The sequence below is a fragment of the Mesorhizobium sp. WSM4832 genome, assembly GCF_055811115.1.
Window position 1 is genome coordinate 102,973 of the sequence record NZ_JBVVQH010000013.1, and the last position, 14,765, is coordinate 117,737.

At 64.4% G+C, this 14,765-nt stretch carries 15 protein-coding genes, 1 tRNA gene and 1 pseudogene; 13 read left to right on the forward strand and 4 right to left on the reverse strand.

Annotated features, from left to right (window positions below):
• Positions 1–30 precede the first annotated feature (30 nt).
• The 4 genes from AC0L2L_RS19150 to AC0L2L_RS19165 are packed head-to-tail and all read left to right on the forward strand — an operon-like array spanning position 31 to position 4,871.
• Positions 31–1,125, forward strand: coding sequence for a microcin C ABC transporter permease YejB (locus AC0L2L_RS19150; protein ID WP_473580206.1), 1,095 nt, complete (start codon positions 31–33; stop codon positions 1,123–1,125).
• Positions 1,125–2,264, forward strand: coding sequence for an ABC transporter permease (locus tag AC0L2L_RS19155; RefSeq protein WP_473580208.1), 1,140 nt, complete (start codon positions 1,125–1,127; stop codon positions 2,262–2,264). The genes AC0L2L_RS19150 and AC0L2L_RS19155 overlap by 1 nt, the downstream gene beginning before the upstream one ends.
• Complete coding sequence (locus tag AC0L2L_RS19160) at positions 2,261–3,889, forward strand: ABC transporter ATP-binding protein (RefSeq protein ID WP_473580211.1); 1,629 nt, start codon at positions 2,261–2,263, stop codon at positions 3,887–3,889. Before AC0L2L_RS19155 ends, AC0L2L_RS19160 begins: the two co-directional genes overlap by 4 nt.
• Before the next feature lie 40 nt (positions 3,890–3,929).
• Entirely contained in the window at positions 3,930–4,871 is a 942-nt protein-coding gene (locus AC0L2L_RS19165; RefSeq protein ID WP_473580212.1) for a 2-hydroxyacid dehydrogenase, read from the forward strand.
• A 59-nt stretch (positions 4,872–4,930) separates the two neighbouring features.
• On the opposite strand, the pseudogene AC0L2L_RS19170 reads toward AC0L2L_RS19165, so the two are convergent.
• The 3 genes and pseudogenes from AC0L2L_RS19170 to AC0L2L_RS19180 all read right to left on the reverse strand — a co-directional run bounded on the left by AC0L2L_RS19170 (position 4,931) and on the right by AC0L2L_RS19180 (position 6,949).
• Positions 4,931–5,417, reverse strand: a pseudogene (locus AC0L2L_RS19170) (P-loop NTPase family protein).
• Between the two features lie 78 nt (positions 5,418–5,495).
• Positions 5,496–5,870 carry a hypothetical protein gene (locus AC0L2L_RS19175; RefSeq protein WP_473580214.1) on the reverse strand — a complete coding sequence of 125 codons (375 nt, stop codon included), beginning with the start codon at positions 5,868–5,870 and terminating at the stop codon, positions 5,496–5,498.
• Between the two features lie 128 nt (positions 5,871–5,998).
• On the reverse strand, positions 5,999–6,949 hold the full coding sequence (locus AC0L2L_RS19180) for a class I SAM-dependent DNA methyltransferase (RefSeq protein WP_473580216.1): 951 nt from the start codon (positions 6,947–6,949) through the stop codon (positions 5,999–6,001).
• Positions 6,950–7,058: 109 nt separating this feature from the next.
• On the opposite strand from AC0L2L_RS19180, the gene AC0L2L_RS19185 reads away from it, so the two are divergent.
• Both AC0L2L_RS19185 and AC0L2L_RS19190 read left to right on the forward strand, forming a co-directional pair.
• The gene (locus AC0L2L_RS19185; RefSeq protein WP_473580349.1) at positions 7,059–8,069 is read left to right on the forward strand and encodes a ligase-associated DNA damage response exonuclease; all 1,011 of its coding nucleotides are present in this window, start codon (positions 7,059–7,061) and stop codon (positions 8,067–8,069) included.
• An 82-nt stretch (positions 8,070–8,151) separates the two neighbouring features.
• Positions 8,152–9,753: a cisplatin damage response ATP-dependent DNA ligase gene (locus tag AC0L2L_RS19190; RefSeq protein ID WP_473580218.1), complete on the forward strand. Its 1,602-nt coding sequence runs from the start codon at positions 8,152–8,154 to the stop codon at positions 9,751–9,753.
• Between the two features lie 170 nt (positions 9,754–9,923).
• Here the strand turns inward: AC0L2L_RS19190 and AC0L2L_RS19195 are convergent, their stop codons facing one another.
• Positions 9,924–11,120 (reverse strand): hypothetical protein, encoded by a 1,197-nt coding sequence (locus AC0L2L_RS19195; protein WP_473580220.1) that lies wholly within the window; start codon positions 11,118–11,120, stop codon positions 9,924–9,926.
• A 332-nt stretch (positions 11,121–11,452) separates the two neighbouring features.
• Between AC0L2L_RS19195 and AC0L2L_RS19200 the strand changes: the two genes are divergently transcribed.
• The 7 genes from AC0L2L_RS19200 (at position 11,453) to AC0L2L_RS19230 (ending at position 14,656) form a co-directional block, all read left to right on the forward strand.
• A tRNA-Thr gene (locus tag AC0L2L_RS19200) sits at positions 11,453–11,528 on the forward strand.
• Positions 11,529–11,676: 148 nt separating this feature from the next.
• Positions 11,677–12,093: a hypothetical protein gene (locus tag AC0L2L_RS19205; RefSeq protein ID WP_473580221.1), complete on the forward strand. Its 417-nt coding sequence runs from the start codon at positions 11,677–11,679 to the stop codon at positions 12,091–12,093.
• Between the two features lie 202 nt (positions 12,094–12,295).
• A complete protein-coding gene (locus tag AC0L2L_RS19210; protein WP_040986255.1) occupies positions 12,296–12,484 on the forward strand; it encodes a YodC family protein in 189 nt (62 codons plus the stop codon).
• A 155-nt stretch (positions 12,485–12,639) separates the two neighbouring features.
• Positions 12,640–13,104: an EF-hand domain-containing protein gene (locus tag AC0L2L_RS19215; protein ID WP_473580223.1), complete on the forward strand. Its 465-nt coding sequence runs from the start codon at positions 12,640–12,642 to the stop codon at positions 13,102–13,104.
• Positions 13,105–13,149: 45 nt separating this feature from the next.
• A complete protein-coding gene (locus AC0L2L_RS19220; protein ID WP_473580351.1) occupies positions 13,150–13,692 on the forward strand; it encodes an RNA polymerase sigma factor in 543 nt (180 codons plus the stop codon).
• Positions 13,693–13,757: 65 nt separating this feature from the next.
• Complete coding sequence (locus AC0L2L_RS19225) at positions 13,758–14,213, forward strand: hypothetical protein (protein WP_473580225.1); 456 nt, start codon at positions 13,758–13,760, stop codon at positions 14,211–14,213.
• Positions 14,210–14,656 carry a periplasmic heavy metal sensor gene (locus AC0L2L_RS19230; RefSeq protein ID WP_473580227.1) on the forward strand — a complete coding sequence of 149 codons (447 nt, stop codon included), beginning with the start codon at positions 14,210–14,212 and terminating at the stop codon, positions 14,654–14,656. Before AC0L2L_RS19225 ends, AC0L2L_RS19230 begins: the two co-directional genes overlap by 4 nt.
• The last annotated feature ends 109 nt before the right edge of the window (positions 14,657–14,765 follow it).

Here is a 14,765-nt window from a genome sequence, read left to right on the forward strand (position 1 = left end):
CACTCTCCTTCTGGCGGGGCCGGCAGCCTGATGGGCGCCTATATCCTGCGCCGCATCCTTCTGATGATCCCGACGCTGTTCGGCATCATGGCGATCTCCTTCGCCGTCATCCAGTTCGCGCCGGGCGGACCGGTCGAGCAGGTCATCGCCAGGCTCACCAACCAAGGCGGTGCCGACCGCCTCGGCGGCGGCGGTGGCGATGCCGGCGCCACCAATTTCGACGTCTCCGGCGACGTCGGCTCGAAATACCGCGGCGCTCAAGGGTTGGACCCCGAATTCATCAAGAAGCTGGAAAAGCAGTTCGGCTTCGACAAGCCGCCGCTCGAGCGCTTCGGCATGATGCTGTGGAACTATGCCCGCTTCGATTTCGGCGACAGCTATTTCCGCGACATCTCGGTGCTCGACCTGATCCTGGAGAAGATGCCGGTGTCGATCTCGATCGGGCTGTGGATCACGCTCCTGTCCTACCTGATCTCGATCCCGCTCGGCATCCGCAAGGCGGTGAAGGACGGCTCGACCTTCGACATCTGGACGAGCGGTGTGGTGATCGTCGGCTACGCCATCCCCGGCTTCCTGTTCGGCATCCTCTTGATGGTGCTGTTTGCCGGCGGCTCGTTCTGGGACTGGTTCCCGCTGCGCGGCATCGTTTCCGACAATTGGGACCAGCTGTCCTGGCCGGACAAGATCATCGACTATTTCTGGCATATGACGCTGCCGCTGACCGCGCTGGTGCTGTCTGCCTTCGCCACGACGACGCTTTTGACCAAGAACTCCTTCCTGGAAGAAATCCGCAAGCAATATGTGGTGACGGCGCGGGCCAAGGGCCTGTCGGAGCGCAAGGTGCTCTACGGCCATGTCTTCCGCAACGCCATGCTGATCGTGATCGCCGGCTTTCCCGGCGCCTTCATCTCGGCCTTCTTCACCGGCTCGCTGCTGATCGAGAACATCTTCTCGCTCGACGGGCTCGGCCTGCTCGGCTTCAAGTCGGTGATCGACCGCGACTATCCCGTGGTTTTCGCCAATCTCTACATCTTCTCGCTGCTCGGCCTGTTCGTCGGCCTGCTGTCGGACCTGATCTACACCTGGGTCGATCCGCGCATCGATTTCGAGCGGAGAGACGTCTGATGGCGGTAGCCTCGGCCGAAACCAAGCCGGCCCGCGCCGCTCGGCCATGGCTGTCGCCGCTCAACCAGCGGCGGCTGCAGAATTTCAAGGCGAACCGGCGCGGCTACTGGTCGTTGTGGATTTTCCTGTTCCTGTTCGTGCTGACGCTGTTTTCCGAGCTGATCGCCAACGACAAGCCGATCATCGTTTCCTACAAGGGCGAGATCCTGTTTCCAGTTCTTGTCGCCTATCCGGAAGAGAAGTTCGGCGGCTTCTATGCCGTCACCGACTATCGCGATCCGGTCATCCAGGACGAAATCAACGCCAATGGCTGGATGATCTGGCCGCTGGTCCGCTACTCCTACCAGACGGTCAACAACGCCATCCCCGAAGCCGCGCCAGCGAAACCCTCCTGGCTCTACGACAAGAAGGCGCGCTGCAACCAATATCCGAAGGGAGAAGCCGACGAGAACTGCGTCGTCGGCAACTGGAACTGGCTGGGGACCGACGACCAGGCGCGCGACGTGCTGGCGCGCGTGCTCTACGGCTTCCGCATCTCGGTGCTGTTCGGGCTTGTCCTGACACTCGGCTCCTCGCTGATCGGCGTGGCGGCGGGCGCCGTGCAGGGCTATTTCGGCGGCTGGACCGACCTTCTGTTCCAGCGCTTCATCGAGATCTGGTCGGCGATCCCGGTGCTCTATCTGCTGCTCATCATCTCCGCGATCCTGCCGCCCGGCTTCTTCATCCTGCTTGGCCTGATGCTTTTATTCTCCTGGGTGGCGCTGGTCGGCGTGGTGCGGGCCGAGTTCCTGCGCGCCCGCAACTTCGAATATGTCAACGCGGCGCGCGCGCTCGGCGTGCCCAACCTGACCATCATGTTCCGCCACCTTTTGCCGAACGCCATGGTGGCGACGCTGACCTTCCTGCCTTTCCTGCTGAGCGGTTCGATCTCGACGCTCACCTCTCTCGACTATCTCGGCTTCGGCCTGCCGCCGGGGTCTGCATCGCTCGGCGAATTGCTGAAACAGGCGCAGCGCAATCTCAACGCGCCGTGGCTCGGCATTTCCGGCTTCATCGTGATTTCGCTGATGCTGTCGCTGCTCGTCTTCATCGGCGAGGCGACACGCGACGCCTTCGATCCGCGCAAGACGTTCAAATGAGCGAGCCGCTGCTGTCCGTCCGCGATTTGAGCGTCGCCTTCGCGCAAGGCGGCAACCAGTCGATGGCCGTTGACCATATTTCCTTCGATATCGCCAAGGGCGAAACACTGGCGCTGGTCGGCGAATCCGGATCCGGCAAATCGGTCTCGGCGCTCTCGGTGCTCAAGCTTCTGCCCTACCCCGCGGCCAGCCATCCTTCGGGAAAGATCCTGTTTAACGGCGCCGACTTGTTGAGCGCCAACGAGAAGGCGCTCCGCGCCGTGCGCGGCAACAAGATCACCATGATCTTCCAGGAGCCGATGACCTCGCTCAATCCGCTGCACACGATCGAGCAGCAGATCGTCGAGGTGCTGCAACTGCATCAGGGCTTGCGCGATGCGCCAGCACGCGCGCGCACGCTGGAGTTGCTCAATGAGGTCGGCATCCGCGAGCCGCAGAAGCGGCTCGATGCCTATCCGCACCAATTGTCCGGCGGCCAGCGCCAGCGCGTCATGATCGCCATGGCGTTGGCCAACGAGCCGGAGCTTTTGATCGCCGACGAGCCGACGACGGCGCTCGACGTCACCGTGCAGGCGCAGATCCTGGAACTGCTCGCCAAGCTGAAGAGCCGCAAGGGCATGTCGCTGCTGTTCATCACGCACGATCTCGGCATCGTGCGCCGGATTGCCGACCGCGTCTGCGTGATGACCAAGGGCAAGATCGTCGAGAGCGGCCCGACCAGGGAAATCTTCGCCAACCCGCAGCATGCCTACACCAAGCACCTGCTTGCGGCCGAACCCAAGGGCAAGCCGCCGGCGGCCAACCCGAATGCCAAACCCGTCATGACGGGCAAGGACATCAAGGTCTGGTTCCCGATCAAGAAAGGCTTCTTCCGCACCACGGTCGACCATGTGAAGGCGGTCGACGGGATCGACGTCGCCGTGCGCGCCGGCCAGACGCTCGGCGTCGTCGGCGAATCCGGCTCGGGCAAGACCACCCTCGGGCTGGCGCTCGCCCGGATGATCTCCTCGTCCGGCACGATCAATTTCAACGGACGCGACATCAACCAGCTTTCCTTCAGCGCCATGCGGCCGCTGCGGCGCGAGCTGCAGATCGTCTTCCAGGATCCGTTCGGATCGCTCAGCCCGCGACTGTCGGTGTCGGAGATCATCGAGGAAGGGCTGAAGATCCACGAGCCGAAACTCTCTCCCGACGAGCGCGACGACAAGGTGGTCGCCGTGCTCAAGGAGGTCGGCCTCGACCCGGAAACGCGGCATCGCTATCCGCATGAATTCTCCGGCGGCCAGCGCCAGCGCGTTGCCATCGCCCGCGCCATGGTGCTTAACCCGCGCTTCGTCATGCTCGACGAGCCGACCTCGGCGCTCGACATGAGCGTGCAGGCGCAGGTGGTCGACCTTTTGCGCGACCTGCAGGCCAAGCATAATCTCGCCTACCTCTTCATCAGCCACGATTTGAAAGTCGTCCGCGCCCTTGCCAATGACGTCATCGTCATGCGCAATGGCCAGATTGTCGAAGCTGGAACATCCGAACAGATTTTCAGCAGCCCGCAAACCGACTATACGCGGGCGCTGATGGCGGCGGCCTTCAAGATCGAGACGGCGCCGACCGGCGTGGTCAGCGAATAGCCCGACCGGAACCGGCAGAACAGGAAAGAAAAATCCGCGAATGGAAAAAGGCAAAATCCTGCTTGCCCTCACCGGCTTCCACCCGCAGCGCTGGCATGAACTGCTTTCGGCCGAGCGCGAGGTGGTGCTGGAACCAAACGGCCCGAACGATCCGTCGATCACCTATGCGGTGGTGTGGAAGCAGAAACCCAACCTCCTGTCGTCGCTGCCCAATCTGCGCGCCATCTTTTCGATCGGCGCCGGCGTCGACCACATCTTTGCCGATCCCGGCCTGCCCGATGTGCCGATCGTCAAGATCGTTGCCGACAATCTCACCCAATACATGACCGAATATGTCGTGTGGCGGGTGCTCGACCATCACCGCCAGGGCATGCTCTACCGCAGCCAACAGGCGAAGAAGACGTGGCACGAGCCGCCGCAGCGCCCGGCTGGCGACATCTCCGTCGGCATCATGGGCCTCGGCCATCTCGGCCGGGCCGCGGCATCGGTGCTGCTCTCGCTCGGTTTTGCCGTCAATGGCTGGTCGCGCACCGACCGGCCGATGAAAGGTGTTTCGACCTATGCCGGCGAGGCGGGGCTGATCCCGTTCCTCAATGCCACCGATATCCTGGTCGTGCTCTTGCCGCTCACCCCGCGCACGCAAGGCATCGTCAATTACGGGCTGCTCAAGGAGTTACGTCGGCGCAACGGGCTTGGCGGCGCCGTGCTGATCAATGCCGGACGCGGACGCCTGCAGAAGGACGCCGACATATTGCGCGCGCTGGAGGACGGCACGCTCAAGGAAGCGAGCCTCGACGTGTTTGAGGTCGAGCCGCTGCCGAAGACCAGCCGGCTGTGGAGCCATGCGAAAGTGTTCGTCACGCCGCATGCGGCGGCGACGTCGGACCCGGCTCATCTAGTGCCGATCATGCTTCGCCAGATGGCTGCCTTCGAACGCGGCGAAAAGCTCGAAAACCTGGTCGATCGTGACGCGGGTTATTAGTTAGAGCTTGATGCCGAAAAGTGTGAAGCGGTTTTCGGACACCATCATGCTCTCTGGCTCTAAGGGGTCAGATCCCACGCGCGGAAGCATTGCTTGATCGCTCGCACGGAGGCGAGCCGCAGCTTCGGCAGATCGAGCTCATCGAACATCGTACTGTATCGCTTGCGATTTCGCGGCGTGACCACGGCGATATGGTGGATCATATCCCATTTGACGCTGTCACGGCCGCCTTCCAAGGCGCCATGCCGCTTGGTCTCGAACAGCGTCCGCCGGAAGTAACGGAGCAAACTCGCGGGCGTGGAGATATCCAGCAGGATCAGGCCTGTCGCCCGCTCGAAGCGCTGCGGCATGCAAATCGAGTAGTTTCCATCCAATGAATTCATCCTTTGGGCGCTGTTCCCAATCCGTATTTGGCAGATGAAAGAGCAGATCGAGGTGAACGACTTCCAAATCGCGCTTGCGCGCAATCGCGTTGGCAAGCGTGGACTTGCCGCTGTTTGACGGCCCCAGAATGCAGATGCGGTTGCCGAGATCGGAAAGGTTCATCGGATGGTGGCTTCCGGGCGCGACAAACAAGCTCGGCGATCCGGCCGATCGCAAAGCAGGATATCGACTGTTGAATTCTCAGGAAGGCTTCGAGCCGGGCAGCCCGAGCGTCTCCTTCTTCTTCGGCTTGCCGCAGTCGCGGCGCTCGATAGAGCGGTTCATGGCGTCTATCTCGCCACTTGCCTTGTTGCTGTCGCGCGAGGCCTTGGAGCGCATATCCGGCGTGAACGGGCCGAAGCCCATCGCCGGGTTGGAGAAGGTCGGCTTGGCGGTGACAGGCAGATTGTGCTGCTGCGCCAGTTGATTGCGCTGCGCCAGCAATTGATCGCAAGGCACGTCGTCATACTGCAATGAGGATTGGACATCTTCGTCCTGACGCTCAGCCATCGACGTGCCGCCGACACAGCCGGCGACCGTCAGGCAAGACGCCAACGCAACCATTGTCCAGCGCATGGATCCCTCCTTAGGGCAATTCCAGGAAAACTGCGTCGTGGTTTTCCGTCCGGAATTGCGCAAAACAAAGACTCGGTATCCGCCCCGCGCAACCCCGACCATGCCATTCAGGCTTTTTCGCAGCAAGGTCAGGCTCGTGTCGCTGCCGGATTCCTCACCTCGGCAGATGCAGCAGGCAAGCCAGCCACGATGGCCAGGCCTTCGATCGGGTCGCGCCGGTCGTGCCGGATAACCATGCTTTCCAGCGACAGCACCGCAAGCCCGTTGGCGCAAAGCACGCGCCGCGCATAGGCCCCGGAATGGGCATAACGCCGTGACGGCAAAAGGGCGAAATCACCGCCTCCGGCAAGCGTCTCGAGCGAAAACGCGAATACGCCGTCCTTGGCAAGCATATTCGCGACGACGCCGACAATGCGTTCGAGGGCGCCTAAATAGATGAACACGTCGGCCGCGACCACGAGGTCGGCTCCGGCGCCGGGGTGGGAGAAATGCTGAAGGTCTGCCTTGGCCAGCAGGTCGTAGACGCCCTTGGCTTTCGCCTTCTTCAGCATGCCGGCCGAGATGTCGTAGCCCTCCAGCCGATCGACGAACGGCCGCAGCCTCTCGCCCATCAGGCCGGTGCCGCAGCCGAGGTCGAGGGCCAGACCAAATCGTCCGGGCCTCGCCTTGCGGATGGCTCGGTCGAGGAAATCCGGCAGCCCATAGCCGAGCTTCCGGACAAGCGAGTCCTCGAAACTGTCGGCGTAGTGGTCGAACAAGGTCTCGACAAAGCCGCTGGGCGGCGCCGAGGCGGCAGGCGCCTTGCCGATCAGCTCGAGCTTGAGCGCGGCGCCAAGGCGGTCCGCGGGCTCCAGCTTCAGCGCCATGGCCCAGGCTCGCGCGGCCTGGTCGAGCAGGCCGGCCGTCTCCTGCATCTCGCCGAGGCGAAACCAGCCGGCGACCCATCGCGGCGCGAGGTCCAGCGCGCCGAGCAAAAGCTCGGCCGCCTGCGCGGGCTCGCCCGACGCGAGCAGCATCTCGGCGAAATCGGCACGACGGTCGGCGTTCGAATCGCCCGACGAGGCCCGGAGCGGTTTCATTGACGAAGGATCCCGCCGGCGAGGCGGAGCCGGCGGATGGCTTTAGGATGAGTCAGCAGTCTCTTGCAACAGGCTTCCCGCGTGGAATTTAGCCACTATGTTCAAAGCCATGCGCGCCAGCGACCTGCTCAAATCCCGGCCGGAGGGCCTATACTGCCCGCCCGGCGATTTCTTCATCGACCCGGTACGGTCCGTCGAGCGGGCGCTGATCACGCACGGCCATTCGGACCATGCGCGCTCCGGCCACCGCTCGGTGCTGGCCACGCAAGAAACGCTCGACATCATGGGATTGCGCTATGGCGAGGATTTCGCCGGAACGACGCAGGCGGCAGCGCTTGGCGAAACACTCGACATCAACGGCGTCGCCGTCACCTTCCATCCGGCCGGGCACGTGCTGGGCTCGGCGCAGATCTGCGTCGAGCATAACGGCCTGCGCATCGTCGCCTCCGGCGACTACAAGCGCCAGAAGGATGCCACCTGCCTGCCGTTCGAGCCTATCCGATGCGATGTCTTCATCACCGAGGCAACCTTCGGCCTGCCGGTGTTCCGCCATCCGCCGGACCACGAGGAGATCGCGCGCGTGCTGAAATCGGCGGCGCAGTTTCCCGAACGCTCGCATCTGATCGGCGCCTATGCGCTCGGCAAGGCGCAGCGTGTGATGCGGCTGTTGCGCGACGCCGGTTACGACAGGCCGATCTATATCCATGGCGCGCTGGCGAAGCTCAGCGATTACTATCAAAGCCAGGGCATCGATCTGGGCAGCCTGGAGCCGGCGACGGTTGAAAGCGGCGCCAAGGCGGATTTCACCGGGGCCATCGTCGTCGGGCCGCCGTCGGCCTTCGCCGACCGCTGGGCGCGGCGTTTTCCGGACCCGATCTCCTGCTTCGCCTCAGGATGGATGCGCATCCGCCAGCGCGCCAAGCAGGGCGGTGTCGAGCTGCCGCTGATCATTTCCGACCATGCCGATTGGGATGAACTGATCATCACGATCAAGGAAACGGGTGCGAAGGAAATCTGGGTCACGCATGGCCGCGAGGAGGCGCTGGTGCGCTGGTGCGAGCTCGAAGGCATCGCGGCCCGGCCGCTGCATCTGGTGGGCTATGAGGACGAGGGCGACTGATGGCGTGCCATTCGCCAATCTCCGCCGCCGCGCTCTACGGCGCCGCGCGCCGGCTTTCGCTGTTGGCGTGGCGCATCCAGCCATGAACCGCTTCGCCGAACTCCTCGACCGGCTCGTGTTAACGCCATCTCGCAACGGCAAGCTGACGCTGCTCACCGACTATTTCCGCAGCGTCGAGGACCCCGACCGCGGGCTGGCGCTGGCGGCGATCACCGGCGACCTCTCGATCGCCGCGGTGAAGCCGGCGATGCTGCGCGCGCTGGTGATCGAACGCATGGATCCGGTGCTGTTCGGATATTCCTACGACTATGTCGGCGACCTTGCCGAAACCGTGTCGCTGGTCTGGCCGCAACCGGTCGGGCATATTCCCAACGATCACCCGACACTGGCCGAGGTGGTCGGCAAGCTGCAGGCCGCCAGCCGGTCGGATGGGCCGAAGGTGCTGGCGCGGCTGCTCGACGACGCCAGCATCTCGGCGCGCTTCGCCATCATCAAGCTGGTGACCGGAGGCTTGCGCATCGGCGTGTCGGCGCGGCTTGCCAAACAAGCGCTGGCCGACCTTGGCAAGGTCGACGTCGCCGAGATCGAGGAGCTCTGGCACGGTCTGACGCCGCCCTACATCGAGCTGTTCGCCTGGCTGGAAGGTAAGGCGGACAAACCAAGGAGCGCGGCGCTCGCGCTGTTCCGGCCGGTGATGCTCTCCAACGCCGTCGATGATGGCGACCTCGAAAAACTCGACCACGCCGACTATGCCGCGGAATGGAAATGGGACGGCATCCGCGTCCAGGCTGTGTGCGAGGGCGGCGTCCGCAGGCTCTATTCGCGCACCGGCGACGACGTCTCCGGCGCTTTTCCGGACCTTGCCGCGGCAATGAACTTCGAGGCGGCGCTCGACGGCGAGCTGCTGGTCGGCGACCCGCGCGAGGCGACCGGCACGTTTTCGGACCTGCAGCACCGTCTGAACCGCAAAAGCGTGTCGCCAAAAATCCAGCAGCAGTATCCGGCTTTCATGCGCTGCTACGATGCGCTGCAGATCGACGGCGAGGATTTGCGCGCGCTGCCCTTCGTCGAGCGCCGCAAAAGGCTCGAGGCCTTCGTCAAAACCCTCGATCCCGGCCGCTTCGACCTCTCGCCGCTGGTCGAGTTCCCCGATTGGGCGGCTCTGGAGCGGCTGCGCCAGGCGCCGCCGCATCCGATCATCGAAGGGGTGATGCTGAAGCGCTGGAATTCGCCCTACCTTGCCGGCCGGCCGAAGGGCCCCTGGTTCAAATGGAAGCGCGATCCGCACACGATCGATGCGGTGCTGATGTATGCGCAGCGCGGCCACGGCAAGCGTTCCAGCTTCTATTCCGACTACACGTTCGGCGTCTGGTCGGGGCCGGAGGGCTCGGAAGAGCTCGTGCCGGTCGGCAAGGCCTATTTCGGCTTCACCGACGAGGAGCTGAGAGAGATCGACAAATATGTGCGCGACAATACGATCGAGCGTTTCGGGCCGGTGCGCTCGGTGCGCGCCGATCGCGGGAACGGCCTGGTGCTGGAGGTGGCGTTCGAGGGCCTCAACCGCTCGACGCGGCACAAATCCGGCGTCGCGATGCGGTTTCCCCGCATCTCACGGCTGCGCTGGGACAAGCCGGCCGCCGAGGCCGACCGCATCGAGACGCTGCAAGCGTTGCTGGACGGTTAAGAGCTAGAAATCCAATGTCGGCGCTTTCACCCCACCCGCGCCTTCGGCGCGACCTCCCCATCAAGGGGAGGTAGGGAGTTGGCGCTACATTCTACCTCCCCTCGATGGGGAGGTAGGCGCGAAGCGCGGGGTGGGGTGCTGCGCCAGCGTAGGTGGAGAAAGCGATGCGGTCACTCCGCGATCGAAACGCGGATCTCGTAAATATCGACCGACTTGCCCTGTTTATCGAAGTCGGAATTAACGGCGATCGTGCCGGCGGCGCCCGGGTGCTTGGCCGGGAACTGCACGTCGAACAGATATTCGTTGCGTTCGTGGCCGACCGCGTAGCGCTTGCGGCCGCAATCGCCGAGATCGCCGAAATTGCAGTCGACCGAGATCTGCGTCTCCTTGCCCTCTTCCGAGCGGGCGACGATGTCGAACATGGCATGCTTGCCGGCAAGCTTCTCCAGCACGCCCTGGCCGACATCGAAGGCAATGGCCGAGCCGGACGCGCCGGAGCGGATGCGCAGGAACTGGCCGGTGTCGTCCTTCATCACGTCGGCGGCGGCGTCTGAAGGCGCGCTGACATGGGTCGGGTCGGCAGGCGAGAAGACGTTGATCCAGTTCTTCGACTGGTCCGCCTCGCCCGGCTTCTGTGGCGAGCCGGGTTCGGCAGGCTGCGAGGAATCCTCGTCGTCCAGCGTCGGCGTCGATTCCGGCGGGCCGGTGTCAAGCTGGGCTGCCGTCTTGAAGACCCCGGTCTGCTTGGCGAAGTAAAGACCGATACCGACAGCGGCGAGCAGCGTCGCGACGACGAAGATCGCGGTCAACGGCAGGCGCCGGCCCCTGATCCGCCGCTCGTCGCGGTCGGGCGAGACCTCGGCGCCGTTGCCGACGGGAGCGCCCGGCGAATCGTCGAGCGACGGCGCGTCGGGAAGCGCCGCCTCGTCCGGCATGATGTCGGGCACGCGCGGCAGCACGCGCGAGCGCGGCTGGTCCGACGCATCGGGCTGGACCGGGCCGTCAACGCTGATCGAAGGCGATGTCGCCGTTTGCGACGGCGGCAGCGGCGCGTCGACCGATGGCGCGGCCGAAGCAGCCGGAGCATCGAAACCGGGCCCCGGCGCGGCATTGCCGGCCGATACGACGTTTTCCGGGGGCAGCGTCACATCGGGAGCGGCAGGCAGGAATTCGGACTCGATCTCGGTGATCTTGGCCTGCACCGCCTTGCGGCGACTGATGGCGGCCTCGACCGTGACGTTCGGGTTGGCCTGCAGGACGCGGTCCAGCGCGGCAAAGGCGGATCGATAGACCTTCTCGCGGAACGCCCGGTCCTCGGCATTGCCTTTCTCGAAGGTATTGCGGATGGCTTTCTCGATGGGGTCCAAGCGAGCTCCCTCTGCGCGTTCGCTCACAGTTCCCTGATCGTTAGCCGCAGGCGACCAATCGATCAACGGGCGAGCGGCTGCCTTGCCGGCGTATCCAACGCCATTTCGGCGTTTTTTGCTGGAGAATCAACATTTTTCGTCGCGAACGCTCCGGGCGATGCAGCCGTGGAGCAGCCGGCTCGGACGCCGCCGCATGCCACGGCTGCGCCGTTGCGCGGTAACCGTAGATGGAGATTGCCGACAAGGAGGCCGGAATTCACCGCTGCCCATCTTGAATTAGCGAGCGGTTGAGTCTATCACGCAGCCCATTCTGGAAGCTTGGCGCTTCCCGGGCCGCTTTAGCTCAGTTGGTAGAGCACATCATTCGTAATGATGGGGTCAGGTGTTCGAGTCACCTAAGCGGCACCAAAATTTCTCCAAGAGAACCAAACTGCACCTAAGGCCGAGCACTTAGCGGTCTGCGCGTGCAGATTCGCGGCGGGCGGCGCCTTTCCTGGAGGACGGGGCAACCTGCCCCAACGGAATAAGGGGCTATATCTTGGATCCTTTCGGACCAATGCGTTCGGCAGGATGGACCTCGGTCGATTGTGGGCTAGCGGGCAAATCAGACAGTCTTGCGATCGCGCCGGCTGATAACCCCAAGCCCCCCGCCTATCGGTCGGTGCATGCCCGGCTCGCGGACCTCAAAATCCTAACCATAAAAAGCGAGCCGGGCTTCCATCCGCGTGCCCGTGCGGAGACGCAAATTGTCGGAAATGCAATGAGGAGTTGGACGGTCTATCACGTCGATTTCGGACCAGGAGCCAACAGCCCGCTTCTGACTGAAATCGGAAGCGTTGAAGCCGATAATCTTTTGGCAGCGGTGATGAAGGCACAAGCACTGTGGCCCGATGAAAAGTCCATGACCGTCCGCCCGGCTGGAGAAGACAGCCGATCGGCGCCGCCGCCGGCTCCCCGGCGCGACACCGATTGAACCGAAGGAACGATCAGGCCGCTCGCTTCGGCTCCAAGCCCTGACATGATCCGGCCACGCCTTCTGTGCTACCCGGCGTGCCACGCAAGCGGCGCCAGTTTTCCACGTCTTCCCAGCCCTGCACCACGTCATCGGCGAATCTCGGCCATTGTCGGAAATCGCTGTTGGTGGGAAACTCCTCCTGTCAGCATGGGAGGTCGAAATGCCCAATAGTTTCAAGACCGGAGACGTCGTCAGGCTGAAATCCGGAGGCCCGGAAATGACTGTCAGCGACGGCGCGGCCTCTGGCACGTATCTGTGCCACTGGTTCAACCGCGAGGGCGACGTCTGGACACCGCAGCATGCCGGCTTCAAGCCGGACCAGCTGGTGGTGGTCGATCAACCGAGATAGGCGCGCCTCCCGTCCCTTCAGGGACGACTGCGGTCCGCCGCCGGATCCGATGGATTTGTTGTCCGGTCGAAAAAGGACCGACGGATTTTGCTCGTCGCCGCGTTTAACGGCTGAAGCGTGGCCGCCAATGGCTGCGCCCAACCGGAGACGAGAACATGATCCGCCCCACGATATTTGTCGTTGCCCTTGGTTTGCTGACCGCCGGCTCTGCGGTCGCCCAGACAACGGCGCCTACCCCTGCCCCCGCACCGGCCCAGACGACGCCGGACACCTCGGCTCCCGCCAAGTCCGACCTCACCAAGTCTAACCTCGCCAGATCCGGCCTGACGCTGGAAAAATTCGATGCGCGCCGGGAAAAGGCGTTCATGCGGGCGGATACGGACAATGACGGCAAGGTCAGCCTCGCCGAGTGGACCGCTTTCCAGTCCGCGCGCAAGGCCAAAGGCGATCCGGCCAAATCCTTCGCGCGCATGGACACCAACACGGACGGCTTCGTCGACAAGGCCGAGCTCGACGCCTTCCTCACCAAGCGCTTCGCAAAGCTCGACAGGAACGGCGACGGCGTGCTCGGCGCCGACGAGAGGCCGGGCCACAAATCCGCTCCCAATCAGGAGCAATGACCAAGAGGCTATGCCGCATAATGACAGTCGCGAGCGCCTCGATTGATGGGCGCCGATACGGACGAGGAACTGGTACGCCGCATCGGTACGGGCGACGCTGCCGCCGTGCAGGCGATGGTGGCGCGCAAGCTGCCGCGCGTCCTGGCCCTGGCCACGCGGATGCTCGGCGACGCGGCGGAGGCCGAGGACGTCGCCCAGGAGACTTTCGTGCGCATCTGGCGCCACGCCTCGGGCTGGCGCCGAGGACACGCACGCTTCGACACCTGGATCCACCGCGTCGCGCTCAACCTCTGCTACGACCGGCTGCGGCGCCGGCGCGAATGGACGACGGACGAACTGCCGGAGGTGGCCGACGAGACGCCGCTTCCCGATGCCATGCCGGGCGACGAGGGGCGGCGGGTCAGCCAAGCCCTGCAGCGCATCGCGCCGCGACAGCGCGAGGCGATCGTGCTGGTGTATTATCAGGAGCTGTCCAACATCGAGGCCGCCAGCGCCATGCAAGTCAGCGTCGATGCGCTGGAAAGCCTGCTCGCGCGGGGGCGCCGCTCGTTGCAGGCGATGCTCGTCGGAGACGATGGCGATGATTGAGACAGTAAAGGACTTGCCGGACGCGGCGTCGGGGGCCACGCCGATAAAGCGGAAGGGGGAACGAAATGGCTGACGAGAGAAAGACTGTCGAGGCGCCGCTGGATGCAAGGCGCTTCGCTGCGCTGGCGGATGCCTATGGCAGCGCATTGCATCGCTGGCCGCCGGCCGAACAGGCCGCCGCGATACTGTTTGCCGAGACCGAGGAGGGCCGCGCCATCTTGGCGGGCGCCGCCAGGCTAGACGCCATCCTCGGCAGGCATCGCGTCGAAGCGCCCAGCCCGACGCTCCATGGCGCGATTGTCGCCGGGGCCACGACCGAGGTCAGGCAGGAGCGCCGCCGGCGGTTCTGGTGGCTGGGCTTTGGGCTTGCAGGCGTCGGGCTCGCCGGCGCCGTGGCCGGGCTGGCGCTGGTGACCGTCGTCAATCCGGATATGCAGCCCGACCACTATGTCATGGACGCCAATGCGACGTCGTTCGGCGACGCCGGCCCCGACGCCGATCCGTACGAGGAAGACCTATGAGCCCCCGTCTTGTCGCCGCGTCGCTGGTGCTGAATGTTTTTCTGATCGGCGCGCTTGCCGGCGGCACTGGTTGGCTGATCGGGAAGTCCAATCCGGGCTATTCGCTGGAATCGGCCGGCGGCCGGCTGCCCGCCGCCGACCGCAAGGTGTTTCGCCAGGCGCTGCGCGAAGCGCGCCGGGAGTCGCGGGACGTGATCATCGACGGACAGGCTGCGCGGCGCGAAGCGGCAAACCTCCTGCAACAGCCGATCCTCGACAGCAACGCGCTTGCCGCCGCCCTGGAGCGCGCGCGCAATGCCGATGTCACCGTCCGCACGCGGCTCGAGCAACGCATCATCGAGTTCGCCGCATCGAGCTCGCCGGAGGACCGTCAACTGCTGGCGGACGCCCTGTTGCGGCGTGCCGACAGGCCGCTGCCGCTGCCCGCAAAAAAATCGCCATAGGCAGCGACGGAAAGGGCGGCCAAGCCCCGTTCAAGGGAGAGAGGGACAGGCCTGCGGCCGCTTTTGGCGGGCAGGTCCTCTTCAACCGCGAAACTCTCGGGAGTATCCC